General features: G+C 64.1%; 20 protein-coding genes and 1 pseudogene. 10 read left to right on the plus strand and 11 right to left on the minus strand.

Annotated features, from left to right (window positions below; translation table 11 throughout):
• Positions 1 to 3: 3 nt before the first annotated feature.
• Positions 4 to 978, plus strand: a complete 975-nt coding sequence (locus AC629_RS21560) for a type II secretion system F family protein (protein WP_084806992.1) — start codon at positions 4 to 6, stop codon at positions 976 to 978.
• A gap of 60 nt (positions 979 to 1,038) precedes the next feature.
• Here AC629_RS21560 and AC629_RS21565 read toward each other — a convergent pair whose 3' ends face one another.
• Positions 1,039 to 1,839 carry a tetratricopeptide repeat protein gene (locus AC629_RS21565; protein WP_084806993.1) on the minus strand — a complete coding sequence of 267 codons (801 nt, stop codon included), beginning with the start codon at positions 1,837 to 1,839 and terminating at the stop codon, positions 1,039 to 1,041.
• A 213-nt stretch (positions 1,840 to 2,052) separates the two neighbouring features.
• Complete coding sequence (locus AC629_RS21570; protein WP_084806994.1) at positions 2,053 to 2,256, minus strand: hypothetical protein; 204 nt, start codon at positions 2,254 to 2,256, stop codon at positions 2,053 to 2,055.
• Positions 2,257 to 2,457: 201 nt separating this feature from the next.
• Between AC629_RS21570 and AC629_RS21575 the strand changes: the two genes are divergently transcribed.
• Both AC629_RS21575 and AC629_RS21580 read left to right on the plus strand, forming a co-directional pair.
• Positions 2,458 to 3,831, plus strand: coding sequence for a leucyl aminopeptidase family protein (locus AC629_RS21575; protein WP_084806995.1), 1,374 nt, complete (start codon positions 2,458 to 2,460; stop codon positions 3,829 to 3,831).
• Complete coding sequence (locus AC629_RS21580) at positions 3,824 to 4,666, plus strand: C40 family peptidase (RefSeq protein ID WP_084806996.1); 843 nt, start codon at positions 3,824 to 3,826, stop codon at positions 4,664 to 4,666. Before AC629_RS21575 ends, AC629_RS21580 begins: the two co-directional genes overlap by 8 nt.
• Before the next feature lie 88 nt (positions 4,667 to 4,754).
• On the opposite strand, the gene AC629_RS21585 is transcribed toward AC629_RS21580, so the two are convergent.
• The gene (locus tag AC629_RS21585) at positions 4,755 to 5,642 is read right to left on the minus strand and encodes an MBL fold metallo-hydrolase (protein WP_084806997.1); all 888 of its coding nucleotides are present in this window, start codon (positions 5,640 to 5,642) and stop codon (positions 4,755 to 4,757) included.
• Between the two features lie 93 nt (positions 5,643 to 5,735).
• On the opposite strand from AC629_RS21585, the gene AC629_RS21590 reads away from it, so the two are divergent.
• The 3 genes from AC629_RS21590 to AC629_RS21600 are packed head-to-tail and all read left to right on the plus strand — an operon-like array spanning position 5,736 to position 7,447.
• On the plus strand, positions 5,736 to 6,065 hold the full coding sequence (locus AC629_RS21590; protein ID WP_084806998.1) for an ArsR/SmtB family transcription factor: 330 nt from the start codon (positions 5,736 to 5,738) through the stop codon (positions 6,063 to 6,065).
• 24 nt (positions 6,066 to 6,089) lie between these two features.
• Positions 6,090 to 6,638 carry a rhodanese family protein gene (locus AC629_RS21595; protein ID WP_084806999.1) on the plus strand — a complete coding sequence of 183 codons (549 nt, stop codon included), beginning with the start codon at positions 6,090 to 6,092 and terminating at the stop codon, positions 6,636 to 6,638.
• Between the two features lie 29 nt (positions 6,639 to 6,667).
• Positions 6,668 to 7,447, plus strand: coding sequence for a sulfite exporter TauE/SafE family protein (locus tag AC629_RS21600; protein WP_084807000.1), 780 nt, complete (start codon positions 6,668 to 6,670; stop codon positions 7,445 to 7,447).
• A gap of 43 nt (positions 7,448 to 7,490) precedes the next feature.
• Here AC629_RS21600 and AC629_RS21605 read toward each other — a convergent pair whose 3' ends face one another.
• From AC629_RS21605 to AC629_RS21630, 6 genes and pseudogenes are all read right to left on the minus strand, one after another.
• Positions 7,491 to 9,128 (minus strand): ABC transporter ATP-binding protein, encoded by a 1,638-nt coding sequence (locus AC629_RS21605; RefSeq protein ID WP_084807001.1) that lies wholly within the window; start codon positions 9,126 to 9,128, stop codon positions 7,491 to 7,493.
• A gap of 7 nt (positions 9,129 to 9,135) precedes the next feature.
• The gene (locus tag AC629_RS21610; protein ID WP_084807002.1) at positions 9,136 to 10,314 is read right to left on the minus strand and encodes an ABC transporter permease; all 1,179 of its coding nucleotides are present in this window, start codon (positions 10,312 to 10,314) and stop codon (positions 9,136 to 9,138) included.
• A complete protein-coding gene (locus AC629_RS21615) occupies positions 10,314 to 11,423 on the minus strand; it encodes a microcin C ABC transporter permease YejB (protein ID WP_084807003.1) in 1,110 nt (369 codons plus the stop codon). Before AC629_RS21615 ends, AC629_RS21610 begins: the two co-directional genes overlap by 1 nt.
• Before the next feature lie 2 nt (positions 11,424 to 11,425).
• The gene (locus AC629_RS21620) at positions 11,426 to 13,300 is read right to left on the minus strand and encodes an extracellular solute-binding protein (protein WP_084807004.1); all 1,875 of its coding nucleotides are present in this window, start codon (positions 13,298 to 13,300) and stop codon (positions 11,426 to 11,428) included.
• 14 nt (positions 13,301 to 13,314) lie between these two features.
• Positions 13,315 to 15,226, minus strand: a pseudogene (locus AC629_RS21625) (extracellular solute-binding protein).
• A 212-nt stretch (positions 15,227 to 15,438) separates the two neighbouring features.
• Positions 15,439 to 15,993, minus strand: a complete 555-nt coding sequence (locus tag AC629_RS21630) for a c-type cytochrome (RefSeq protein WP_084807005.1) — start codon at positions 15,991 to 15,993, stop codon at positions 15,439 to 15,441.
• Between the two features lie 219 nt (positions 15,994 to 16,212).
• Here AC629_RS21630 and AC629_RS21635 point away from each other — a divergent pair, with 219 nt between their 5' ends.
• On the plus strand, positions 16,213 to 16,953 hold the full coding sequence (locus AC629_RS21635) for a 3-deoxy-manno-octulosonate cytidylyltransferase (RefSeq protein WP_084807006.1): 741 nt from the start codon (positions 16,213 to 16,215) through the stop codon (positions 16,951 to 16,953).
• A 38-nt stretch (positions 16,954 to 16,991) separates the two neighbouring features.
• Positions 16,992 to 17,849 carry a prephenate dehydratase gene (locus AC629_RS21640; RefSeq protein ID WP_084807007.1) on the plus strand — a complete coding sequence of 286 codons (858 nt, stop codon included), beginning with the start codon at positions 16,992 to 16,994 and terminating at the stop codon, positions 17,847 to 17,849.
• A gap of 125 nt (positions 17,850 to 17,974) precedes the next feature.
• Here the strand turns inward: AC629_RS21640 and AC629_RS21645 are convergent, their stop codons facing one another.
• Entirely contained in the window at positions 17,975 to 18,994 is a 1,020-nt protein-coding gene (locus AC629_RS21645; RefSeq protein ID WP_084807008.1) for an LLM class flavin-dependent oxidoreductase, read from the minus strand.
• Between the two features lie 380 nt (positions 18,995 to 19,374).
• On the opposite strand from AC629_RS21645, the gene metF reads away from it, so the two are divergent.
• Both metF and metH read left to right on the plus strand, forming a co-directional pair.
• A complete protein-coding gene (gene metF, locus AC629_RS21650) occupies positions 19,375 to 20,301 on the plus strand; it encodes a methylenetetrahydrofolate reductase [NAD(P)H] (protein WP_084807015.1) in 927 nt (308 codons plus the stop codon).
• Positions 20,302 to 20,308: 7 nt separating this feature from the next.
• A complete protein-coding gene (gene metH / locus AC629_RS21655) occupies positions 20,309 to 24,196 on the plus strand; it encodes a methionine synthase (RefSeq protein ID WP_084807009.1) in 3,888 nt (1,295 codons plus the stop codon).
• A 264-nt stretch (positions 24,197 to 24,460) separates the two neighbouring features.
• Here the strand turns inward: metH and AC629_RS21660 are convergent, their stop codons facing one another.
• Positions 24,461 to 25,090 (minus strand): glutathione S-transferase family protein, encoded by a 630-nt coding sequence (locus AC629_RS21660; RefSeq protein ID WP_084807010.1) that lies wholly within the window; start codon positions 25,088 to 25,090, stop codon positions 24,461 to 24,463.
• Positions 25,091 to 25,478: the final 388 nt, after the last annotated feature.

Here is a 25,478-nt window from a genome sequence, read left to right on the forward strand (position 1 = left end):
CGCATGGTCGAATTTCTCGTTTCGAAACTGCATGACGTCCGCTTCATGACCATGCTGCTGGCGGCCATCGCCGCCAGCGCCACCGTCTATACGCTGGTGATGCCGATGTTCGCCGGCGAAGGCCTCTCCAAGCGCATGAAGGCGGTGGCGAGCGAGCGCGAACGCATCCGGCAGCGTGAGCGCGACCGCCTCAACAGGGGCGAGAAGGTCTCGCTGCGCCAGACGCCGAAGCAGCTCGTCTCCAAAGTCGTCGAGGACTTCAACCTCACCAAGTGGCTCGCGCAGGAAGCCGCCCGCGACAAGCTGATCATGGCCGGCTATCGCGGTCAGGCGCCCTACATCACCTTTCTGTTCGCCCGCATGGTGGCGCCGCTCGTGCTGTTTGTCGGCGCGATCCTCTACGTGTTCCTGATCGCGCATATGGAGAAGCCGATGCCGGTCAAGATCGGCATCTGCATCGGCGCGGCCTATCTCGGCCTCCAGGCGCCGATGCTGTTCCTCAAGAATGCGATCTCCAAGCGCCAGCTCTCGATCAAGCGCGCTTTTCCCGACGCGCTCGACCTGCTGCTGATCTGCATCGAATCCGGCATGTCGGTCGAGATGGCGTTCCGGAAAGTGGCCACCGAGATCGTGGGCCAGTCGATCGCACTGTCGGAGGAGTTCACGCTGACCACGGCCGAGCTGTCCTATCTGCAGGACCGCAAGGTCGCTTATGAGAACCTGTCGCGGCGCACCGGGCTCGAGGGCGTCAAGTCGGTATGCCTCGCGCTTCAGCAGGCGGAGCGTTACGGCACGCCGCTCGGGCAATCCTTGCGCGTCATGGCGCAGGAAAACCGCGATATGCGCATGAACGAAGCCGAGAAGAAGGCCGCCGCGCTGCCGCCGAAGCTCACGGTGCCGATGATCCTGTTCTTCCTGCCGGTGCTGTTCGTCGTCATTCTCGGACCGACCGGGATCAAGATCTCCGAGCTGCACTGACGCGGACGCGAGCCGCGCGCGGTTCGCGCGGCGACGTCAAGCTCAGACGATCAGGTCTGATCAGTCGGGCTGGCTGAGCGAGGCGACCGGCGTCCGCTTGGGGGCGCTACTGCGGTTCAGCATTTCCTTGAGATAGGCGACATTGGCCGCGGCCTGGTCCGGCGGCAGGTCCGCCTTCACGATGGTCTCGGCTTCGGCGAAGCGGCCCTGGAGACCGACGACCAGGCCGAGATTCTGCCGCACCCGCGCGCTCGCGCGCGGCGAGGCATAGGCCTGCCGCAGTGCCTCTTCGGCCTTCGGCAGGTCCTTCGAGAGCATGTAGGACAGGCCGAGATTGGAAAGCACGCCGGGATCGCCCGGCGCGATCTTCAGCGCGCTCGCGTAATAGGAGCGCGCCTCCTCGTGACGGCCCATCTGGTCGAGCGCCGTGCCCTGCACCGAGAGCAGGCGCCAGTCCGGATTGTCGGGCGAATGGGCTTTCGACAGCACATCGAAGGCCTGCTGGAAATTGCCGTTGTCGGCAAGCGCGCGGCCGTACTGGGCGAGCAGCGCCTTGTTGCCGGGATTGGCGATGGTCGCCTGCTCGAGCACGGCGGCGGCCTGGGCGCGCTGGCCGTTGGCGCGCAAGGCCTGGCCATAGGCGAGCGCCGCATCGGCGTCCTTGGGATTGGCACGGTAGCGCTCGCCATAGACATCGACGGCGCGCGCTGGATCGGTGGGAGGGGCTTCCGCGCGGGACCCGACCGAGCCGGTCACGTCGGAGAGTTTCGACATCGCCGTGCAGCCACCGAGCCCCATGGCCACCGCCGCGACCAGCGAGGTGGTCGCAAAAAGCCGGGCAAGACTGAACCGTTGACGCATGGCGCTTTGACTCTCGAGCCGAATGCGCCAGCAATAGACTGTTAACCCTAATGGCCGGTTAACGTCAGCCTTGCTGCCCCTCACGGCGGCGTCTGCGGCGGCACCTCCCCGCCGAGACCCGCAGCGCTAGTAAAGCCTTGTGGCCGCGTTGGCGTGAACGGCAATTTTCAGCATGGATACGAGATCTGCCCAACGATGGTTTCGCTCGCCCGCTCAATATTCGATTGCGAGCCGCTTGCGGATTTCGTCGAGGCGCTTGTCGAGCGCATCAAAACGCGCGTGTATGGAGCGATCGTGGAGATAGAAGACGTAGCCGCCGGCAAGGAACGCGAAGATCCAATGATGATGCTCGACATAGTTGAAAACCGCCTCGACGGCCTGGCCGATGAATGTGACCATGCTCCACAGGACGTCCATTGCATTTCCTCCCGGCAGGCTTTGTCTTCAGCCGCCGGCGATCTCTGCGCCTGACGGCCTTTGTCCGGAACCTAGCATGGCCCCCTTGCTGCGAGTAGCGGCTCTCCGAACGGTGACAGAAGCCGATTGCAGCAGCGGCGAAACTCTGCGAAGTCTTTTCCATTCGTTTGACCTGCTTGATCTGACGATCCGGACCCGCCAATGCCTTCTGTCTTCGAGACGTCGTCCACCGCCATCCCGATCACCTTCGTCACCAAGTCGAGCTGGGATGCGGTGCGCGAGACACTGCCACCGGCGCAACGCCAGTTCGCCACCGCGAGCGCCTTTACCGCCAAACCGGGCGGCTATCTTTCGTTGCCCGCGCCCGACGGCGCGATCGCACACGTGCTGTTCGGCATCGAAGACGAGAGCGCAAGATCGCGCGACCTGTTCCGGCCGGGCGCCCTGCCCGGCCTGTTGCCGCCAGGCACGTATCGCTTCGCCAATGCGCCCCACGATGCACGGCTGGCGGCGCTTGCCTTTGCGCTCGGCAGCTACCGCTTCGCCCGCTACCGCAAGGCGGACCGCCCCGACGTCCGGCTGGTGCCGCCGGATGGCGTCGACGCGACCGAGATCGATCGCGTGGCGGGCGCCGCGTCGCTGGCACGCGACCTCATCAACACGCCGGCCAACGACATGGGCCCGGAGGAGCTCGCCGCAGCCGCGCAAGAGCTCGCCGCTGAGTTCGGCGCAAGCTTTGCCTGCACTATCGGCGAGGACCTGAAGACGAATTTTCCACTGATCCATGCGGTCGGCATGGCTTCGGACCGGGCGCCGCGGCTGATCGATATCGGCTGGGGCGATCCCGCCCATCCGAAGGTGACGCTGGTCGGCAAGGGTGTCTGCTTCGACACCGGCGGGCTCGACCTGAAGCCATCGAGCGGCATGCTGATCATGAAGAAGGACATGGGCGGCGCCGCCAACGTGCTGGCGCTCGCGCGCATGGTGATGGATGCGAAGCTGAAGGTGCGGCTGCGCGTGCTGATTCCGGCCGTTGAAAACGCGGTCTCCGGCAACGCCTTCCGCCCGCTCGACATCTTCACCTCGCGCAAGGGCATCACGGTCGAGATCGGCAATACGGATGCGGAGGGCCGCCTGGTGCTCGCCGATGCGCTGGCGCTCGCCGACGAGGAAAATCCGGACCTGCTGATCGACCTGGGCACCCTGACCGGCGCCGCGCGCGTCGCGCTGGGGCCGGATTTACCGCCCTTTTACACCAATGATGAGACGCTTGCTGCCGACGTCGCGCGTTGCGCGGTGAAGGAGAACGATCCGTTGTGGCGCATGCCGCTGTGGCCGCCTTACGATGCGTGGCTGGACTCCAAGACGGCTACCATCACCAACGCGCCGTCGGGTGGCTTTGCCGGCTCGATCACCTGCGCGCTGTTTCTGCAACGCTTCGTCGAGCAGGCCAGGAGCTGGCTGCATGTCGACATCTATGGCTGGACACCGTCGGCGAAGCCGGCTCGTCCCGAGGGCGGCGAATGCCAGGCTGCACGCGCCATCTATACATTGCTGAGCGAGCGCTATGCATGATCCGCGGCTGACACCGGCGCGGGTCGACCTCGCCGCCAAATATCTCGAAGGCAAGGTGCAGGCGGATCGCTTCTCCACTGGCGATGAATTCGAGGTGATCGCGGCGATCGCACCGATGCGCGAACGCCCGTCATCGGACGCGATGCTGATGACGGAGGCGCTGCGCGGCGAACGGGTGACGATCTACGATCGCAACGGCGAAGGCTGGGCCTGGGGCCAGCTCGCGGGCGACGGCTATGTCGGCTGGCTGCCCGACGCGGAGTTGATGCGACCCGCAGCCGCGCCGACGCACAAAGTGAGTGCGCTCCGAACCTTCGCTTTTCCCGGTCCCTCGATCAAGCTTCCGCCGGGCGACACGCTCGTGCTGGGATCGAAACTCGCGATAGCGCGCGAGGACGGCAGCTTCGCGGTGACGCGCGACGGGACGTATGTGCCGAAGACACATCTTGTATCGCTCGACCATCGCGAGCCGGATTTTGTCGCGGTGGCCGAGCGCTTCGTCGGCACGCCCTACCTCTGGGGCGGCAAGAGCAGCCTCGGGATCGACTGCTCGGGTCTCGTGCAGGTCTCGCTGACATCAGCAGGCATCGGCTGCCCGCGCGACAGCGACATGCAGCAGGCGGGTCTCGGCCGCGCGCTGGAGCGGCATGAGCACGGGAAACTGCAACGCGGTGACCTGATCTTCTGGAAAGGCCATGTCGCGATCGTGCGCGACGGCAGCACCATGGTTCACGCCAATGCGTATCACATGGCGACGGCGATCGAGAACACCGAGCAGGCCATCGCGCGGATCAGGCGGGCCGGCAGCGAAGTCGCTGCGATCAAGCGGCTCTGACCGAGGCTACGTCGCCACCGATCCGTTCACGGCCGTTTCCAGCCGGAACGCGGCCGCAAAGTCGCAGACGATAGCGGCTGGCCTGCGCTTAAACGCAGGTCTGCGCTCCGCCCTTCAGCGTCACGGGAATGGTGAGATAGCGTACCCCGTTGGCTTCGGCCGGCGGGAATTTGCCGGCGCGGATGTTGACCTGGATAGAAGGCAGCAGCAGCCTGGGCGCCGAGAGCTTGGCATCGCGCGCCTGGCGCATGGCCACGAACTCATCCTCCGTGACGCCCTCCTTGACCTGGATGTTCTTCTCGCGCTGTTCGCGCACCGTGGTCTCCCAGGCGTAGGTGTCGCGACCGGGAGCCTTATAGTCGTGACACATGAATAGCCGCGTCTCGGGCGGCAGCGCCAGGAGGCGCTTGATCGACCGGTAGAGCTTGTGCGCGTCGCCGCCAGGGAAGTCGGCCCGCGCAGTGCCGTAGTCCGGCATGAACAGGGTGTCGCCGACGAACACGGTTTCCTCGATCTTGTAGGAAACGTCGGCGGGCGTGTGCCCGGGCGTGTAGATCACCTCCACGTCGAGTTCGCCGATCTTGAAGCGCTCGCCGTCCCGAAAGAGACAATCGAAGTCGCCGCCGTCCGTCTTCAGGTCGGTGGCGTTGAATATCGGCCGGAAGATGCGCTGCACGTCCTTGATGTGTTCACCGATGCCGATCTGCGCGCCGGTCTTTGCCTTGATGAAGGGGGCGCCCGAGAGGTGGTCGGCATGGGCATGCGTCTCGAGCACCCATTCGATCGTGTAGCCCGCCTTTTCGGCGGCGTTCAGCATGGCCTCAACCGAGCGCGTGTCCACCTCGCCCGAATTGTGGTCGTAGTCAAACACCGGGTCGATGATGGCGGCCTTCTTCGTCGCTGGATCGGCGACCAGATAGCTCACCGTGTTGGTGGGCTCGTCGAAGAACGCTCTGATGACGGGTTGTCCTGACATGGCTTGAACCTCCTGATGCCACGGGTTCGGTTGGTCTTGACATATATATTAGAATACACTAAATAAGCAATAGCTAAAATAAAGGAGTGGCCAATGGCCTCCCGAACCTTGGATCTAGAGAATTTCGAGAAGCAGGCGGTTGAGGTCGCCGGAACTCTGCGCGCGCTCGCCAACGAGCGTCGGCTGATGATCCTGTGTCAACTCGTCGAATGCGGCGAGAGCAACGTGAGTTCCCTCGCGGAAGCCGTGGGTCTGTCGCAATCTGCCCTGTCGCAGCATCTCGCAAAGATGCGCGAGGAGGGCATTGTCGCCTTTCGGCGCGAAAGCCAGACGCTCTGGTACCGCATCGCCGATCCGCGCATCGAGCAACTCTTTGCCACGCTGCACAGGCTGTTTTGCAAGCCCGCCAAGGCGAAGAACTAATTCAGGAAAGTAGAGGAGCTAGTCATGTCACTACCCACAATCAAGCCATCCGAGGCGCGCCGTCTTCTCGACAACGGCGCCCTCCTCATTGATATCCGCGAAGCCGACGAGCACGCCCGAGAAAAAATCCCCGGCGCGCATCACCTGCCCTTGTCCAAGCTGGACGAGGCAGACCTCGCCGTGCATCGGGGCAAGCCGGTCATCTTTCATTGCAAGAGCGGCATGCGTACCCTGGCGAACGCGCCACGGTTCGCTGCGAAGCTCGGCGAGACCTGCGAGGCTTATATCGTCGAAGGCGGCCTCGACGCCTGGCGCAAGGCGGGCCTGCCGGTTGTGAGCGATCGGCGCCAACCGCTTGAACTTCAGCGCCAGGTGCAGATTGGAGCCGGAAGTCTTGCCTTCGTCGGCACTCTGCTCGGTCTCTTCGTGTCGTCGTGGTTTTTCGCTGTGCCGGCCTTCGTCGGCGCAGGGTTGATCACGGCCGGCGTCACCGGCTTTTGCGGCATGGCCCGAATTCTCATGCGCGCACCCTGGAACCGCAGCGTCTACGGCGCGCGCACACGAACCGCCTGACAGTGGCTTGAAATGAGGAGCCGCCCATCATGTTCACGCTGACCCAAGGCGCGCTCGGCCTCGCTTCTGGCTCGCTCGTCGGCTTTTCGCTCGGGCTGGTTGGAGGCGGCGGCTCGATTTTGGCCGTGCCGCTCCTCGTCTATCTGGTCGGGGTGTCGGATCCTCACGTGGCGATCGGGACCAGCGCCATCGCCGTCGCGGCGAACGCTGCTGCGAACCTCGTCAACCACGCCCGCGCCGGCAACGTGAAGTGGCGCTGCGCTTCCGTATTCGCACTCGCAGGCGTCGTCGGCGCCTTCCTCGGCTCCACGCTCGGCAAGCTCGTCGAGGGCCAGAAGTTGCTGGCGTTGTTCGCGATTATCATGATGGTGGTCGGCGCGTTGATGCTGAAGGGCCGCTCCGACGCGGGCCAGCCATCGGTCCGGCTCAACCGGGAGAATCTGCCGAAGCTCCTCGCCTTGGGACTCGGCACGGGAGCTTTGTCCGGCTTCTTCGGGATCGGCGGCGGCTTTCTGATCGTGCCGGCGCTGATCGCTGCCACCGGCATGCCGATCCTCTATGCGGTCGGCTCCTCTCTTGTGGCGGTGACCGCCTTTGGGCTGACGACGGCGGCCAACTACGCACTGTCCGGCCTGGTGGATTGGTATCTTGCCGCGTTGTTTATCTTCGGCGGAGTTCTCGGCGGGCTGCTCGGCGCCCGTTCCGCCGGCTCGCTCGCCGCGCGCAAGGGCGCATTGAACACCGTGTTCGCGGCGCTCATATTCGCGGTAGCGATCTATATGCTGGTCCGCAATCTCGGCCTGATGTGATTGATATCCCGAAGGCGCGCCAGCGCGCGCCCGGGAATGCAGGTTATGTCGCCACCGATCCGTTCCCGGCCGTTTCCAGCCGGAATGCGGCCGCGAACAGCGCGCGCGTGTAATCCGTCTTCGGATTCTTGAACAGCTCCGCCGCCTGCCCTTCCTCGACCACCTTGCCGCCGCGCATCACGATGAGATGGCTGGCGAGCGAGGCGACGACGCGTAAGTCGTGCGAGATGAACATGTAGGTGAGCTCGCGCTTGCGCTGCAGCTCGCGCAACAGATCCACCATCTGCGCCTGGAGCAGCATGTCGAGCGCGCTGGTCGGCTCGTCCAGCACGACGAAATCCGGCTCCAGCACCACGGCGCGTGCGATGCTGATGCGCTGGCGCTGGCCGCCGGAGAACTCGTGCGGGTAGCGATAGCGGGTGTCCGCCTTCAGCCCGACATCCTCCAGCGCCTTGACGACCCGCGCCTCGCGTTCCTCGCGCGACAGCTTCGGCTGATGCACCGAGAGGCCTTCGGCGATGATGTCGGCGACCGACATACGTGGGCTGAGCGAGCCGAACGGATCCTGGAACACGATCTGCATGTCGCGCCGGTAGGGCCGCATGTCCTTGAAACGCAGGCCCTGGATGTCTCTCCCCAGGAACACTATCCGTCCGTTCGAGGAAATCAGCCGCAGCAGGGCGAGGCCCAGCGTGGTCTTGCCCGAGCCGGATTCACCGACGACACCGAGCGTCTCGCCCTTGCGCACGGCAACGCTGACGCCGTCGACCGCCTTGATGTGGCCGACCGTCTTGCGCATGAAGCCGCGCTTGATCGGAAACCACACCTTCAGGTCATCAGCCGACATCACCACCGGCGCACCAGGCTGCGGCGGCGCCGGATCGGGCTTCGGCTCCGCCGCGAGCAGGTCGCGCGTATAGGGATGCTTCGGGGTCTTGAAGACCTGCTCGACCGGCCCCTGCTCGACAATCTTGCCGCCCTTCATGACGCAGACGGTGTCGGCGATGCGGCGCACGATGCCGAGATCGTGGGTGATGAAGAGCAGGCTCATGCCGAGCCGAGAACGGATCTCGGCGAGCAACGCCAGGATCTGCGCCTGCACGGTGACATCGAGTGCGGTGGTCGGCTCGTCCGCGATCAAGAGGTCCGGCTCGTTGGCGAGCGCCATTGCGATCATCACACGCTGGCGCTGGCCACCGGAGAGCTGGTGCGGATAGCTCTTCAGCCGTGTTTCCGGCTCGGGAATGCCGACCTGCGTCAGCAGCTCCAGCGTGCGCTTGCGCGCCTCGGCGTTACTGGTCGGATTGTGCAGCTGGATGATCTCGCCGATCTGCGCCTCGATCGTGTGCAGCGGATTGAGCGAGGTCATCGGCTCCTGGAAGATGATGGAGATGTCGCTGCCGCGGATCTCCCGCATCTCCGGCTCGGACTGCTCGATCAGCTCGCGCCCCTTGAAGCGGATGCTCCCCGAGGGATGCGAGGCGTTCGGATAGGGCAGCAGCTTCAGGATCGAGAGCGCGCTGACCGACTTGCCGGAGCCGGATTCGCCGACCAGCGCCACGCATTCGCCGCGCTTGATCTGGAACGAGACCTTGTCGACCGCGAGCGTGGTGGCGCCGCCCTGGCGGAAGGCCACCGAGAGGTCGCGTACGGCAAGCAGGGGCTGGTTGATCGCGTCCATCACGTCCTCACTTGAACGTCTTGCGCGGATCGAAGGCGTCGCGCACGGCTTCGCCGATGAAGATCAGCAGCGACAGCATGATCGCCACCGAGAAGAAGCCGGTGAAGCCGAGCCACGGCGCCTGCACATTCGACTTGCCCTGCGACAGGAGCTCACCGAGCGAGGGCGAGCCGGGCGGCAGGCCGAAGCCAAGGAAGTCGAGCGCCGTCAGCGTCATAACCGAACTGGAGACGATGAACGGCAGGAACGTCATGGTCGCCACCATCGCGTTCGGCAACAGGTGCCGGAACATGATCACGGCATTCGACACGCCGAGCGCACGTGCTGCCTGGATGTATTCGAAGTTGCGGCCGCGCAGGAATTCGGCGCGCACGAGGCCGACCAGCGACACCCATGAGAACAGCAGCAGGATGCCGAGCAGCACGAAGAAGCCGGGCACCAGCACCGACGACAGGATCAGCAGCAGATAGAGCGAGGGGATCGCGGTCCATATCTCGATGAAGCGCTGAAAGGTGAGATCGATCCAGCCGCCGAAATAGCCCTGGATCCCACCGGCGGCGACGCCGACGATCGAGGAGACGATGGTCAGGCAAAGGCCGAACAGCACCGAGATGCGGAAGCCGTAGATCAGCCGCGCCACGACGTCGCGGCCCTGGTCGTCGGTGCCGAGCCAGTTGTATTCGAGGTCGCGGCAGCTCTTCAGGCCCTTCTTCTCGACGACCGGCTTGCATTGCGCTTCCGTCAGCATCCAGGTCGGCGGCGACGGCGCCGGCGTCGGCAGATCGAGATTGTGGGTGTCGTAGGAGTAGCGGATCAGCGGCCAGACGATGCTGCCGCCTTTCTCCTTGATCAGCTTCTGCAAATAGGGATCGCGGTAGTCGGCCGCGGTTTCGAAATCGCCGCCGAAGGTCGTTTCCGAATAAGTGACGAAGGCCGGCCAGTAGAGGTGGCCGTCATACTTGATCAGGAACGGCCGGTCGTTGGCGATCAGCTCGGCGAACAGCGACACCACGAACAGGACCATGAAGATCCAGAACGACCAGTAGCCGCGCCGGTTCGCCTTGAAATTCTCCCAGCGCCGCTTGTTGAGCGGCGACGGCGCGAACGGCTTGCGCGTGGCCGGCACAGCTTCGCCGAGCGGCGACGTCGTCGTGGTCTCGATCGGGGTGGGGGCGGTCAGTGTCATCAGACCTCCCTCGCCTCGAAGTCGATCCGCGGGTCGATCCACATATAGGTCAGATCGGAGATCAGATTGACCACGAGGCCGACGAGCGAAAAGATGTAGAGCGTGCCGAACACCACGGGATAGTCGCGGTTGAGCACGCTCTCGAAACTGAGCAGCCCGAGCCCGTCGAGCGAGAAGATGGTCTCGATCAAAAGAGAGCCCGAGAAGAAGGCGTGGATGAAGGCGCCCGGGAAGCCCGCGATCACGATCAGCATCGCGTTGCGGAAGATGTGGCCGTAGAGCACCTGCCCTTCGCTACAGCCCTTGGCCCGCGCGGTCATGACATACTGCTTGCGGATCTCGTCCAGGAACGAATTCTTGGTGAGCAGCGTCATGGTCGCGAATGCACTCAGGCCCATCGAGAGCAGCGGTAGGGTCAGATGCCAGAAATAGTCGATGATCTTCCAGTACCAGGGAAACTGCCACCAGCCGTCCGAGGTCAGCCCGCGCAGCGGGAACAGGTTGAAGAAGGAGCCGCCAGCGAACAGGATGATCAGCAGGATCGCGAACAGGAAGCCAGGGATCGCAAAGCCGATGATGATCACGGCCGAGGTCCAGGTGTCGAAGCGCGTGCCGTCCTTGACCGCTTTGCGGATGCCGAGCGGGATCGAGATCAGATAGGTGATCAGCGTCAGCCAGATGCCGAGCGAGATGGAGACCGGCAGCTTCTCCTTGATCAGTTGGATCACGCTGACGTCGCGGAAATAGCTCTTGCCGAAATCGAATCGGGCGAAATTCCACACCATCAGCGCGAAGCGTTCCGGCGCCGGCTTGTCGAAACCGAACTGCGCCTCCAGCTTCTTGATGAAGTCGGGGTCAAGTCCCTGCGCGCCGCGGTATTTCGAGTTGATGGCATCGCCTCCGGCACCGACTTGCCCCGGCGCACGTTGCGCGAAGTCACCCCCACCTGAAATGCGGGAGCTGCCACCGGTGTCGGCCCCGGACAGTTGCGCGATCACGCGCTCGACCGGACCGCCCGGCGCGAACTGCACGACGACGAAGGAGACGAAGAGGATCCCAAGCAGGGTCGGGATCATCAGGAGGATGCGGCGGGCGATATAGGCGCTCATGATTATTTCGCCTGCTCGAGCTTGGCCGCCTTGGCGCCATCATGCCACCAGATGTCGGGGGCGCCGACGCCGTTGGCGTAACGCGGCAGCTTCTGCGGATGAGCGAACTGATCCCAATAAGCAAGCCGGTGCGTCTTGTTATACCACTGCGGCACCCAATAGCGGCCGGCGCGAAACAGGCGATCGAAGGCGCGGCAGGCGACGGTCAATTCCTCCCGGTTGTCGGCCGCGATGATTTTCTCGATCATGGCGTCAATGGCCGGGCTGGAGACGCCCGCGAGATTGTAGGAGCCCTTGGTCGCCGCGACCTGAGACGAGAAGAACGCGCGCATGGCATCGCCCGGCGTGGCCGACATGCTGAAACGCTGGATCGTCATGTCGAAGTCGAAATCTTCCTGGCGCGCCTTGTGTTGCACGGCATCGACGAGGCGCACACTCGCTTCGATGCCGAGCGTCGCCAGATTCTTGATGTAGGGCGCATGGTGCGGCTGGAACGAGGGCTCGTCCAACAGGAACTCGATCCTGAACACCTCGCCGTTCGGCAGCACCCGTTTGCCGTCCTTGATGGGCACGCCGGCCTCGTTCAGCAATTGCTGCGCCTTGCGCAACAGGCTGCGGTCTTGACCGGAGCGGTCCGAGACCGGAGGCGTGAACGGTGCGGCGAACACTTCGTCGGGAACCTGGCCGCGAAACGGCTCAAGCAGCTTCAGTTCCTCCGGCGAAGGAGGCCCATCGCTTGCCATGAGATCGGAGTTCTGGAACGGCGACACCGTACGAGCATAAGCGCCGTACATGATGGTCTTGTTCGTCCACTCGAAGTCGAAGGCGTTGATCAGAGCCTCGCGCACGCGCGGATCTCTGAATTTCTCGCGCCGCGTGTTGATGAACCAGCCCTGCGCACCGGACGGCGTGTCGTCGGGTACGATTTCAAGCTTGACGCGACCATCCTTCGCGGCAGGAAAGTCATAGCGTGTCGCCCAGATACGTGAGGTGAACTCTTCGCGGTAGAGATAATTCTTGCCGGTAAAACCTTCGAAGGCGACATCGCGGTCGCGATAGAACTCATAGCGCACGACGTCGAAATTGTAGCTGCCGCGGCAAACCGGCAGATCGGCAGCCCACCAGTCCTTCACCCGCTCGAACTCGATGTAGCGGTTGACCTCGAACTTGCCGACCTTGTACGGCCCCGAGCCCAACGGGGTCTCCAGAGACGTTTCGTCGAACGGGCGAGACGCATAGAATGCCTTCGAAAAGATCGGCAGGCTCGCGACATAGAGCGGCACATCGCGCGCCCGCCCCTTGGCAAAGGTGACGACGAGCGTCGTATCGTCGATCGCCTCCGCGCTGACCATGTCACGCATCTGCACGATGATCAGCGGATGTCCCTTGGTCTTCAGCGCCGTCAGCGAAAACGCCGCGTCGTGGGCGGTGAGCCTGGTGCCGTCGTGGAATTTCGCTTCGGGCCGCATGGTGAAGCGATAGACCAGCTTGTCCGGTGATATCTGCACGGACTTGGCGGCAAGCCCGTACATCGCATCAGGCTCGTCGTTCGCGCGCACCATCAGCGGCACGAAAGTCATGTCCATACCTTGCGCGCCGTCACCCTTCAGGATGTAGGCGTTGAGCGAGTTGAACGTGAAATAGGACTGATTGTAGGCGCGCACCGACGGAATGAGGGAGAACGTGCCTCCCTTCGGCGCGTCGACATTGACATAGTCGAACTGGCGGAAATCGGCGGCATATTTGAGATCGCCGAAGGCGGAGATGCCGTGGGCTTCGGCCGGCATCTCGGACGCCGCCGCGCCACGCAGCGCGGCGGCGCTGAACACGCCGCCGACACCCAGGGCCAACACATGCCGGCGTGAAAGCTGCGCCATGCGCAATTGCTTCCTCAAGAGCGTTTTCCGATGCGCGCCGCCTTTTCGGCATCATACCACCACAGCGTCGGCAGGCCGGACCGGCCGTATTTCGGCAGCGGCTCGCCATGACTAAAGCGATCCCAGCGGGCGTAGCGCGAGAAGCCGTAAGTGAATTGCGGCACGAGATAGAAATTCCACAGCAGCACGCGATCGAGCGCGTGAGTAGCGGCGACCAGCTCGCCGCGGTTCTTGGCGTAGATCACCTTCTCGATCAGTGCGTCGACCGCGGGATTCTTGATGCCGATGGTATTGCGCGCCCCCGGCATGTCGGCTGCCTGCGAGCCCCAGAACTCGCGCTGCTCGTTACCGGGCGAGAGCGACTGGCCCCATTGATCGATGATCATGTCAAAGTCGAAGCTGCGCAGCCGGTTCTGGTATTGCGCGTCGTCGACGACCCGGATCGAGGTGCTGATGCCGATCCGCTCCAGCGACGGCTTGAAGAACAGCGCAATGCGCTCGGATGACGGATCCTGCACCAGGATCTCGACCGAGAGCGGCTTGCCGGAGGCGTCGACGAGCTTGTGGTCGCGCACCTCGAAGCCGGCCTCCTTCAGGAGCTTCGCCGCCTCACGCAGATTGGCGCGCACCGCCTCCGGATTACCGCCGACGGGATTCTGGTAGGCCGTGGTGAAAACCTCCGGCGGCACCTTGTCCTTTACGGTCTCAAGGATCTGCAGCTCCTGCCCCTCGGGCAGCCCGGAGGAGGCAAGTTCGGTCCCCTCGAAATAGCTGTTGATGCGCTTGTACTGGCCGAAGAAGAGCTGCTTGTTCATCTCCTCGAAGTCGAAGGCATAGTTGAAGGCCCGGCGCAGGCGCACGTCCTTGAATTGATCGCGCCGGACGTTGAAGGCGAAGGCCTGCATGCGGCCGGAATCGTTGATCGGGAATTCTTCCTTGACCACACGCTTGTCTGCGACCGCGGGGAAGTCGTAGGCCGTGGCCCACTGCTTGGCGGAGTTTTCCGCGATCCAGTCGGCCTGGTCGGCCTTAAACGCCTCCAGCGCGACCAGGTTGTCGCGGAAGAACTCGTAGCGCAGCTCGTCGAAATTGTTGGTCCCGATCTGGCTCGGAACGTTGGCGCCCCAATAATCCTTCACACGCTCGAGCTTGATCGAGCGCCCGGGGACGAATTCCTTGATCTTATAGGGGCCGGAGCCGAGCGGCGGCTCCAGCGTGGTCGCACTGATGTCGCGCTTGCGTCCCTGCGCATCAGTGCCCTCCCACCAGTGCTTCGGCAGCACGATGAGCTCCCCCCACGATGGTCGGCAATTCGCGATTGCCGGGCGCGTCGAAAGTGAATTTCACGTCGCGCTCGCCGCTCTTCTCCACCTTCGCCACATGACGGTAGTAAGAGGCGTACATCGGGCTCAGCTTCTTCAGAGACTCCAGCGAGAAGATCACGTCCTCCGGCGTCACCGGCTTGCCGTCGTGCCAGCGCGCTTCCTTGCGCAGGCGATAAGTCACCCAGGAAAAATCGTCTGGATGCTGCGCGGACTCGGCGAGCTCGCCATATTCGGTGGCGACCTCGTCCAGCGCGCGGGTCATCAGCGTTTCGTAGATCATCGCCGCGGCCGGGGCGAGCGAGCCCTTGATGCCGGCGACTGCGAGGTTGAAATTGTCGAAGGTCCCGAGCGAGATCAGGCGGGCAACGCCGCCCTTCGGCGCGCCCGGATTGACGTAGTCGAAGCGCTTGAAGTCGGCGGGGTACTTGATGTCGCCGAACAGCGACAATGCGTGGCGCCAGGGCAGCTCACTTGAAGACAGCTCACCCGCCGATTGCGCCGCGGCTGCGCCGATGACGGGAACGCCCGCCGCGGAACCGACGGCAGGAAGCGCGGCGGCTGCAGCACCGGTGAGCAAAAGATCGCGTCGGGTAATGGCCAAATCAATATCCCTGTCTTGAAGGAGGTTACCCCTTTAAGTGCTCAATATAGGCGAGGTTTCGATCCGAATATGTTGCTTTTTGCTCATCTTGGAAGCCCGGGACGGCGGTTCGCTGCGGCCAAACGCCCCGATAACGGTCCCGCGGGGGCCACATAAGGAAACGGCCAGGCTTTTCAGCCTGGCCGCGTATTCCAAGATGGGTTCTTGAGGCCTTACTTCGACGCCGTCGGCAGCGGCTGGGGATGCTCGGACAGCGAATTCAGATAGGCAATGACGTCGGCGCGCTCGGAATCCTTCGGAATACCGGCGAAGCCCATCGCGGTACCCGGGATGAAGCCCTTCGGATTGGCAATGAACTTGTTGAGATCGTCGAACGTCCAGGTGCCGCCCTTGGCCTTCATGGCGGCCGAGAAGTTGAAGCCGTTACGGCCCTCGCCCCTTGCCTCGCCGACGACGCCGTAGAGGTTCGGACCGACACGGTTCGGGCCGCCCTTCTCGAAGGTGTGGCAGGCGCCGCACTTCTTGGCGGCGGCAGCGCCCTTCTCGACGGAGGCGGTCTGGAGCAGCTTTTCGATCGGCTCGGAGGCCGCGGGGGCAGCGCCCGCACCGCCCTTGTCGCCAGCCTCTTCCTTCACGGCGATCTCGAAGCCCGGCTTTTCCGGCATCTTGGGCGAGAACAGCGCCTGGGCGGTGAAGCTCGTGACCAGCAGAACGAGACAGGTACCGAGCACGGCACCGAGAATCTTATTGAGTTCGAAAGAGTCCATTTCCGGCTAGGCCCCACACCGCAAGAAGGAATAAGCGGCCGGGCGGCCGCCAGGACGAGCCTCGGGAGAATCACACGTTCCTTGTCTTTCCCCCGAGTTTTGCCATTGAGATATCGGTTTGCCCGGGGTCTGGCAACCCGTATAAGCGACCCGGCTTTCGGGCCATCCCCATTCCATTTCTCGACGCGGAAAACGTCCCGTTTCCAGGCCCTTGAACCGATGATCGATCCCCGCATCCTGGTGCTGATCCCGGCCCGCATGGCCGCCACCCGCCTGCCCGGCAAGCCGCTCGCCGATATCGCAGGCCTGCCGATGATCGTGCATGTGTTGCGCCGCGCCGAGGCCGCCGGAATCGGGCGGGTCGCGGTGGCAACCGACACGCCGGAGATCGCGGCCGTCGTGACCACCCATGGCGGCGAGGCCGTAATGACCCGCCCCGAGCACCCCTCCGGCTCCGACCGTATCCACGAGGCCATGCAGAAGCTCGATCCGGACGGCAAGGCCGAGATCGTGGTCAATCTCCAGGGCGATTTCCCGACGATCACGATCGACAATATCCGCGAGGTGCTGCCGCCGCTGGAAGACCCGGCCGTGGACATCGCCACGCTGGCCTCGCAAATCCATACCGAAGAGGAGGACCTGGCGCCGAGCGTTGTGAAGGCGGTCGGAACCTCGCTCGGGGGCAGGCGCATGCGCGCACTTTATTTCACCCGCGCCACGGCGCCGACCGGCGACGGACCCCGATACCACCATATCGGCCTCTACGCCTACCGCCGCGCCGCGCTGGAGCGCTACGTCTCGCTGCCGCCCTCGCCGCTGGAATTGCAGGAGAAGCTCGAGCAGCTCCGGGCGCTGGAGGCCGGAATGCGCATCGACTTCACCATCGTCGACACCGTGCCCCGCGGGGTCGACACGCCGGCGGATCTGGAGACCGCTCGCAGCATACTTTCCAAATCCTGAGCCGCTGTTACAAGGCCGACCAGGAGCTATTACTGATCATGAGCAAGCTGAAAATCGCATTCCAGGGCGAGCCTGGGGCCAATTCCCACATCGCCATCGTTGAGGCCTATCCTGACGCCGAGCCGATGCCCTGCTCGACATTCGAGGATGCGCTGTCGGCGATCTCCTCGGGCGAGGCCGATCTCGGCATGATCCCGATCGAGAATTCGGTCGCGGGCCGCGTCGCCGACATCCATCACCTCCTGCCGGCCTCCGGCCTCTTCATCGTCGGCGAATGGTTTCTGCCGATCCGGCATCAACTGATGGCTGTGAAGGGGACCAAGCTCGCCGATATCAAGAGCGTCGAGAGCCACGTGCATGCGCTCGGCCAGTGCCGGCGCATCATCCGCAAGCTCGGCATCAAGCCGATCGTGCACGCCGACACCGCCGGCAGTGCCCGCGACATCTCCGAGCGCAAGGACAAGACTGTCGCCGCGATCGCCTCGCGGCTTGCCGCGCAGATCTACGGCCTCGACGTCCTCGCCGAGGACATCGAGGACGAGTCGCACAACACGACGCGCTTCGTGGTGCTGGCGCGCGAGCCGAAATGGGCGGCGCAAGGCTCCGGCCCGCTGGTCACGACTTTTGTATTCCGGGTGCGCAACCTGCCGGCCGCGCTCTACAAGGCGCTGGGCGGCTTTGCCACCAACGGCGTCAACATGACCAAGCTCGAGAGCTACATGGTCGACGGCAATTTCTTCGCCACGCAGTTCTATGCTGACGTCGACGGCCACCCCGAGGACAAGGGCCTCGCCTTCGCGATCGAGGAGCTGAAATTCTTCTCGCGCGAATTCCGCATTGTCGGCGTGTATCCGGGGCACCCGTTCCGGGCAACGTTCAGCGAGACGCAGGATTAGTCTCGTGTCCCGGACGCGCGAAGCGCGAGCCGGGACCCAGGGGCCGCGATACCCGGGGGGCACGATGGGCCCCAGCTCAGCAGCGCATCATTTCATTCTGCGCTGCGTCCGGGGCACGATAGCGTTTACGCGGCCGCGCTTTTCACCAGCCCGAACGCCTGCGCGAGCAGGGAATACGACTTCTTGCGCGCCTCGTGATCATACACGGCCGTGATCACCATCAATTCGTCCGGCCTGCTCGCATCGATCAGCGGCTGAAGCTTCTTCTGCACCGTCGCGGGGCTGCCGACGAACAGGCGCGAGCGGTTGCGGGCGATCGAGATGCGCTCGGCATCCGTATAGGGATAGGCCACCGCCTCCTCGACGCTCGGCAGCGGAAGATATTGACCGCGGTCGCGGCGGAGACGATTGAGATCGAAGGAGGTGGCGAGTTTTTCGGCCTCTTCATCCGTGTCGGCCGCTATGACCGCGACCGCGAGGATCGCGTGCGGGCTCGCGCGCCAGGCCGAAGGCTGGAAACGGTTGCGGTAATGCACCATCGCGTCGATCGCATCGTGGGATGCGAAATGATGGGCGAAGGCGAAGCCCATGCCGACCTGAGCGGCCAATTCCGACGAATAATCACTGGAACCGAGCAGCCAGACCGGCGGCAGTGGCGTGTCGTCAGGCATCGCGACGACGTTGTTGTAGGGGTGGCCTGAGGGAAATTCGCGCGTCTCCCACAGGATCAATTCGTGCAGCCGCTCCAGGAAGTCGTCGCCCTCGCGCCGGTCAAGCCGGCTGCGGAGCGCATAGGCCGTGGCGCCATCCGTGCCGGGCGCGCGCCCGAGGCCGAGGTCAATGCGGCCGGGAAACAGCGCCTCCAGCATCTTGAAGCGCTCGGCTACGACCAGCGGGGCGTGGTTCGGCAGCATGACGCCGCCGGAGCCAACACGGATGTGCTTCGTCACCGCCGCGATCTGCCCGATCATCACGTCGGGGGCGGGGCTCGCGACCGAGGCGAGGTTGTGGTGCTCGGCGAGCCAGTAGCGGACATAGCCGAGCCCGTCGACATGCCGCGCCAGGTCGATGCTGTTGCGCAGCGCGACGGCGGGTTTTGTGCCCGTGGTGACGACGGAGAGGTCGAGGACTGAGAGCGGAATCATGGCGCGCTAACGTAGTGGAGGCCAGCCCGGCGGCAATGGGCAGACCGCGCAGGTCTGGCGCGCAAGCCGAGAGGCCACGTGCCGGGGCCTTTGTGGGACACACATCCTCCTGGCTGCAGGAATTTCATACTGCCCACAGAGACAGATTGCGTCATCTTGCCGCTAAAATTCCGCCATCACATTGATTTATCGTAATTATTATCAACGGAACAGACTTCCCACCCATCCGCTCCATATAACCAAATATTTGTTCCATTTTTGCGAAAGTGGGCCATTTCCCATCATCGATGGGCTGTCGAGCGCGGCGGCTTTGGCTTATCTTAGCCTCTGCCAATCTAGACCTGACCGCCGGCCACGAAGACCCTGGAGTGAGTGGTGCCATGACCGATTTGACGACGCCTGCCCAAGCCGACGGGCAAGACGGGCACCATGCCGTGAAGCGGCCTGCGATCTCCTTTGAGTTCTTCCCGCCCAAGACCGAGGAGATGGAGCGCAATCTCTGGGAGACCATCAACCGGCTGGCTCCGCTCGAACCGAAATTCGTCTCGGTGACCTACGGCGCCGGCGGCTCGACCCGTGAGCGTACCCATTCGACCATCGCCCGCATCCTGAAGGAGACCGCGCTGCTGCCGGCCGCGCATCTGACCTGTGTCGGCGCTTCGCGCGGCGAGATCGACGAGATCGTTGATCGCTATCACGAGGTCGGCGTCCGCCACATCGTCGGCCTGCGCGGTGATCCGCCCGGCGGCATCGGCACGCCCTATTCCAGCCATCCCGACGGCTACCAGAGCTCCGCCGAGCTCGTCGCGGGGATCAAGAAGCGGCATGCCGACATCGAGGTCTCGGTCTCGGCGTACCCAGAGAAACACCCTGAAGCGCGCGACTTCGACGCCGACATCGATACGCTGCAGGCCAAGGTCGATGCGGGCGCAACGCGCGCGATCACCCAGGTCTTCTTCGATAACGACCTCTACTTCCGCTACCTCGACCGCGTCCGCGCCCGCGGCATCAACATCCCGATCGTGCCGGGCATCATGCCCATGCACAATTTCAAGCAGGCCCGCAATTTCGTCACCCGCGCCGGCACCACGGTGCCCGACTGGTTCGCGGCGAAATTCGAGGGCCTCGATGACGACGCCGAGACCCGCAAGCTGGTGGCCGCGGCTGTCGCGGCCGGCCAGGTGCAGAAGCTGGCAAAGCACGGCGTCGACACCTTCCATTTCTACACCATGAACCGCGCCGATCTCGTGTTCGCGATCAGCCATTTGCTCGGCATTCGCGCCAAGAGCGCGCAGAAGGCGGCCTAAGACAAAAATGACCGTATCTCCCTCTCCCAAGCGAACTGCCCTTCTGAACGCCGCGCGTGAGCGCATCCTGGTGCTCGACGGCGCCATGGGCACCATGATCCAGGCGCTCCAGTTCGACGAGGCCGCCTTCCGCGGCGAGCGCTTCAAGAATTTCCATCGCGACCTGCGCGGCAACAACGATCTCCTGATCCTGACCCAACCGAAGGCGATCGAGGACATCCACGCCGCCTATTTGCGTGCCGGCGCCGACATCGTCGCGACCAACACCTTCTCCACGACGTCAATCGCGCAGGCCGATTACGACCTCACCGACATCGTCTACGAAATGGCGTGCGAAGGCGCCCGCCTCGCCGGCAACGCTGCAAGACGCGTCGAAGCCGAGGACGGCAAGCCGCGTTTCGTCGCCGGTGCCATCGGCCCCACCAACCGCACCGCCTCGATCTCGCCTGATGTGGCCAATCCCGGCTACCGCGCCGTCACCTTCGATGATCTGCGCAAAGCTTATGGCGAACAGGTCAACGGCATGCTCGACGGCGGCGTCGACCTGCTGCTGGTCGAGACCATTTTTGATACGCTGAACGCCAAGGCCGCGCTCTATGCGATCGCCGAAATCACGGAGCAGCGCGGCATCGACGTGCCCGTGATGGTATCAGGCACCATCACCGACAAATCCGGCCGCTTGCTCTCCGGGCAGATGCCGGAAGCGTTCTGGAATTCGGTGCGGCATGCCAAGCCGATCACTATCGGCTTCAACTGCGCGCTCGGCGCCGAAGATCTGCGTGCACATATCGCCGATATCGGCCGCGTCGCCGACACGCTGGTCTGCGCCTATCCCAATGCCGGACTGCCCAACGAGTTCGGCCAGTATGACGAGACGCCCGAGTACATGGCGCGCCTGGTCGGCGAATTCGCCCGCGACGGCCTCGTCAACATCGTCGGCGGCTGCTGCGGCACCACACCGGACCATATCGCCGCGATTGCCGCCGCGGTGGCCCCGCACAAGCCGCGCATCGTGCCGGAGATCGAGCCGCGGTTGCGGCTCTCCGGCCTCGAGCCGTTCGTGCTGACGGATGCGATTCCCTTCGTGAATGTCGGCGAGCGTACCAACGTCACCGGCTCGGCCCGCTTCCGCAAGCTGATCACCGCCGGCGACTACACCGCCGCGCTGCAGGTCGCGCGCGACCAGGTCGAGAACGGGGCGGTAGTTATCGACGTCAACATGGACGAGGGCCTGCTCGATTCCGAAGCCGCGATGGTGACCTTCCTCAACCTCGTCGCCGCCGAGCCCGACATCGCACGCGTCCCTGTCATGGTCGACTCCTCGAAATTCTCGGTGATCGAGGCCGGCCTGGAATGCGTGCAGGGCAAGCCGATCGTCAACTCGATCTCGATGAAGGAAGGCGAGGAGAAGTTCATCCACGAGGCGCAGATCGCCCGCCGTCACGGCGCGGCTGTCGTGGTGATGGCGTTCGACGAAGCCGGCCAGGCCGATACGTTCGCGCGCAAGACCGAGATCTGCAAGCGCGCCTACGACATCCTGGTGAACCGCGTCGGCTTCCCGCCGGAAGACATCATCTTCGATCCGAATATCTTCGCGATCGCGACCGGCATCGAGGAGCACAACAATTACGGCGTCGACTTCATCGAGGCAACGCGCTGGATCCGCCAGAACCTGCCCGGCGCGCACATCTCCGGCGGCGTCTCGAACCTGTCGTTCTCGTTCCGCGGCAACGAGCCGGTGCGCGAGGCCATGCACTCGGTGTTCCTGTATCACGCCATCAAGGCAGGCATGGATATGGGCATCGTCAATGCCGGGCAGATGGTCGTCTATGACGACATCGATCCCGAGCTGCGCGAGGTGTGCGAGGACGTCGTCCTCAACCGCGACGCGAGCGCCTCCGAACGCCTGCTGGCGCTTGCCGAGAAATTCCGCGGCAAGAAGACCGAAGCCAAGGAAGCTGATCTGGCCTGGCGTGAATGGCCGGTGGAGAAGCGGCTGTCGCACGCGCTCGTCCACGGCATCACCGAGTTCATCGACGTGGACACCGAGGAAGCCCGCAAGTCCGCGACGCGCCCGCTCGACGTGATCGAGGGGCCGCTGATGGCCGGCATGAACGTGGTCGGCGACCTCTTCGGCGACGGCAAGATGTTCCTGCCGCAGGTGGTGAAATCCGCGCGCGTCATGAAGCAGGCGGTCGCCTGGCTGATGCCGTTCATGGAAGAGGAGAAGGCCCGCAACCTCGTCAACGGGATTGGCACGGAAGGCTCCTCTTCCGCCGGCAAGATCGTGCTCGCGACCGTGAAGGGCGACGTCCACGACATCGGCAAGAACATCGTCGGCATCGTGCTCCAGTGCAACAATTTCGAGGTCATCGACCTCGGCGTGATGGTGCCGGCGGCCAAGATTGTCGAGACCGTGAAAACCGAACAGGCTGATATCGTCGGCCTCTCCGGCCTGATCACGCCCTCGCTCGACGAGATGGCGTTCTTCGCCGGCGAACTGCAGCGCGAAGGCCTGAAGCTGCCGCTGCTGATCGGCGGCGCGACGACGAGCCGCGTGCACACGGCCGTCAAGATCGACCCGAGCTATCAGGCGGGCCCTGTGGTGCATGTGAACGACGCCAGCCGCGCGGTCGGCGTCGCCTCCGCGCTGCTGTCGCCGGAGAGGCGAAACGCTTACGCCGCCGAGGTGCGCGCCGAATATGCCAAGATCTCCGCAGCCCATTTGCGCGCACAGGCCGACAAGAAGCGCCTGAAGCTGGCCGCTGCCCGCGCCAACCGCGTGCCGGTCGACTTTGCCGTGAGCAAGCCTGTGAAGCCGACCTTCCTCGGCATCAAGACGTTCGACGACTACGACCTCGCGGAGCTCGTCGACTACATCGACTGGACGCCGTTCTTCCAGACCTGGGAGCTCGCCGGCCGCTTCCCTGCCATCCTCGATGACAAGACCGTCGGCGAGGTGGCGCGCTCGCTCTATGACGACGCGCGAAAGATGCTCGACACCATCGTCAAGGAAAAATGGTTCCGGGCGCGTGCGACGATCGGCTTCTGGCCGGCGAATGCTGAAGGCGACGACATCGTGCTCTATGCCGATGAGAGTCGGACGAAGAGCATCACGACCCTGCACACGTTGCGCCAGCAGCTCGAGAAGCGCGAGGGCCGTTTCAACGCGGCGCTCTCCGACTTCGTCGCCCCCGTTAGCACCGGCGTGCCCGACTATGTCGGCGGCTTCGTCGTCACGGCGGGTATCGGCGAGGATGCGGTCGCCGACCGCTTCAAGATGGCCAATGACGACTACTCCTCGATCCTGTGCAAGGCGCTGGCCGACCGCCTCGCCGAGGCTTTTGCCGAGCGCATGCATGCCCGCGTGCGCCGCGAGTTCTGGGCCTATGCACCGGATGAAGGGCTCTCGAACGAGGACCTGATCCTCGAAAAATATCGGGGCATTCGTCCCGCGCCCGGCTATCCCGCGCAGCCCGATCACACCGAGAAGGCGACGCTGTTCGAACTGCTCGACGCGGAAGCGACCGCCGGCGTGAAGCTGACCGAGAGCTTTGCGATGTGGCCGGGCTCCAGCGTGTCCGGGCTCTATTTCGCCAGCCCCGAGAGCTATTATTTCGGCGTCGGCAAGATCGAGCGCGACCAGGTCGAGGACTATGCCGAGCGCAAGGGCATGAGTGTCGCCGAGACCGAGCGCTGGCTCGCGCCGATCCTGAACTACATCCCGTCGCGAGAGGGGACCGACAAGGCTTTTGCGGCAACGCCCGCGAACGACGAGACGTCGAAGGACCTCGCCTCGCATCCGCCGGGCTGTACCTGCGCGGTGCACCTGGTCTGGCAGAAGAAGCGCGCGGGGGGCGGGATAGCCCGCCTCCGCTCCAAAACCAAAAAGTGAAAAACAACCCCATGCACAGTAGAGATGGGGTTGAAAGTCTTGATGAATTTCGGTCCTACCGAAACGACTTGCTGCGTCGGGCAAAACACCTGTATCAATCCATGATCGCCCACCGCGCCCGTCTGGCACTCACCGCCTCGCCGATCCCGTCATTCCGGGGCGCGCTCCTTGGCGTGAGCCCGGAATCCATTTGTCCACATCACCCGCTGCACGATGGATTCCGGGCTCGCGCTACGCGCGCCCCGGAATGACTGAGGCGGGGCCTCACCCCTTCGGCGGCGCCAGCGGCTGCACGATCTCCTTGAACGGTGCCAGCGCCTCGCAGCGCTCGGCATGCGCTGACAGCACCGGGTAGCGCGAAGGTTCGAACAATTGCGGATGCGCCTCGCGGGTGAAGCGGACGACGCAGGCAACCGCGACGTCGGCGTGGCCGATGCGGTCACCCAGCCAGTACGGCGTCGTCACCCTGCCACGCTCGGCCTCGAGCACGCCGAGCACGTCCGCAATCTGCGCCTGGCAGCGCTCGACCCACAGCGCAAGCTGTTCCTTGCGCAGCACTCGCTCATAGAGCAGGCTGACCGCCTTGTCGCCAAGGCCGGTGGCGAGCGCGCAGACGCGCAGGTGGCGCCGCCGCTCGGCGCCGCCGCGCGGCAACATCGCCCTCTCTGATCCTGCGAGCTCGTCGAGATAGTCCAGAATGATCGTGCTCTCGATCAGCGCCTCGCCATCGTCGAGCACCAGCGTCGGCACGCGGCGCAGCGGATTGTAGGGGGCGATCTTGTCGGCATCGCCGAAGGTCGACCACGGCCTGTGCTCGAAGGCGAGACCGTAGAGTCGGAGCGCAATCGCGACGCGGCGGACGAAGGGGGAGTCGTATTGGCCGATCAGGAACATGGTTCTTGCTCTTCTCAGTGGTTGGGCCACGGCATGGCCATCCAGTTCATCGCCAGAGCGCGCCGGCCGCAACAAGAATCTGGGAAAGAGAGCAATGTGCCCGCCGCAGCAAAGCAGGATCAATGTGCGGCTTCGCTCGCCCGCGCTACGGTCGGCGGCGGCGCCCGCTGCTAGGGCGTGTACCAGAGCCATTTCCGTCCCGATGGAATCGGGACGGGGCTCTAGACTTTTGTTTTAACGCGTTTTCTTTACGCGAACCGGTATCCACTTCGCTTGAAAACGCTCTAGCAGGCTGTTGAAGAAGTCGGTAGCGAAGCGTTTCGTGTCGTGATTCTCTAGGATCAGGATTTAACTAGGGGGGCGCGATGCGTGGGAGTGACGAACGGTC

It is taken from the genome of Bradyrhizobium sp. NAS80.1, from assembly GCF_001908205.1.
Taxonomy (GTDB): Bacteria; Pseudomonadota; Alphaproteobacteria; order Rhizobiales; family Xanthobacteraceae; genus Bradyrhizobium.